This window comes from Kocuria tytonis (assembly GCF_003226895.2).
Taxonomy (GTDB): Bacteria; Actinomycetota; Actinomycetes; order Actinomycetales; family Micrococcaceae; genus Kocuria; species Kocuria tytonis.
On record NZ_PNJG02000009.1, the window covers coordinates 1 to 1,122 of the forward strand.

Sequence of the window (1,122 nt, forward strand, 5' to 3'; positions counted from 1 at the left end):
GGGGTCGAAGCGGAGAATTTAAGCCCCAGTAAACGGCGGTGGTAACTATAACCATCCTAAGGTAGCGAAATTCCTTGTCGGGTAAGTTCCGACCTGCACGAATGGAGTAACGACTTCCCTACTGTCTCAACCATGAACTCGGCGAAATTGCAGTACGAGTAAAGATGCTCGTTTCGCGCAGCAGGACGGAAAGACCCCGAGACCTTTACTATAGTTTGGTATTGGTGTTCGGTGTGGCTTGTGTAGGATAGGTGGGAGACTGTGAAGCTATCACGCTAGTGGTGGTGGAGTCGTTGTTGAAATACCACTCTGGTCACTCTGGATATCTAACTTCGGCCCGTGATCCGGGTCAGGGACAGTGCCTGATGGGTAGTTTAACTGGGGCGGTTGCCTCCTAAAGAGTAACGGAGGCGCCCAAAGGTTCCCTCAGCCTGGTCGGCAATCAGGTGTTGAGTGTAAGTGCACAAGGGAGCTTGACTGTGAGAGTGACAGCTCGAGCAGGGACGAAAGTCGGGACTAGTGATCCGGCGGTACATTGTGGAATGGCCGTCGCTCAACGGATAAAAGGTACCTCGGGGATAACAGGCTGATCTTGCCCAAGAGTCCATATCGACGGCATGGTTTGGCACCTCGATGTCGGCTCGTCGCATCCTGGGGCTGGAGTTGGTCCCAAGGGTTGGGCTGTTCGCCCATTAAAGCGGTACGCGAGCTGGGTTCAGAACGTCGTGAGACAGTTCGGTCCCTATCCGCTGCGTGCGTTGGAAATTTGTGGAGGCCTGTCCTTAGTACGAGAGGACCGGGACGGACGAACCTCTGGTATGTCAGTTGTTCCGCCAGGAGCATCGCTGATTAGCTACGTTCGGGATTGATAACCGCTGAAAGCATCTAAGCGGGAAGCTTGCTCCGAGATGAGATTTCCTGACCCTCTTTTGGGGGGTGTGAGGTGCCCAGTAGACGACTGGGTTGATAGGCCAGGTGTGGAAGCGTTGTAAGGCGTGGAGCTGACTGGTACTAATACACCGAAGACTTATACACACACAATGTTCATCAAGGTGTGGTGTTCGCGTTCACTATGTGGTTGACCACCAACAACCCGTGTCACGGATCCCGGGGTTCCCGGGG

The 1,122-nt window shown here is 54.1% G+C and carries 1 rRNA gene; it reads left to right on the forward strand.

What is annotated here, in order from left to right:
• Positions 1 to 1,035, forward strand: a 23S ribosomal RNA gene (locus C1C97_RS12125); the annotation flags it as partial.
• Between the last annotated feature and the right edge of the window lie 87 nt (positions 1,036 to 1,122).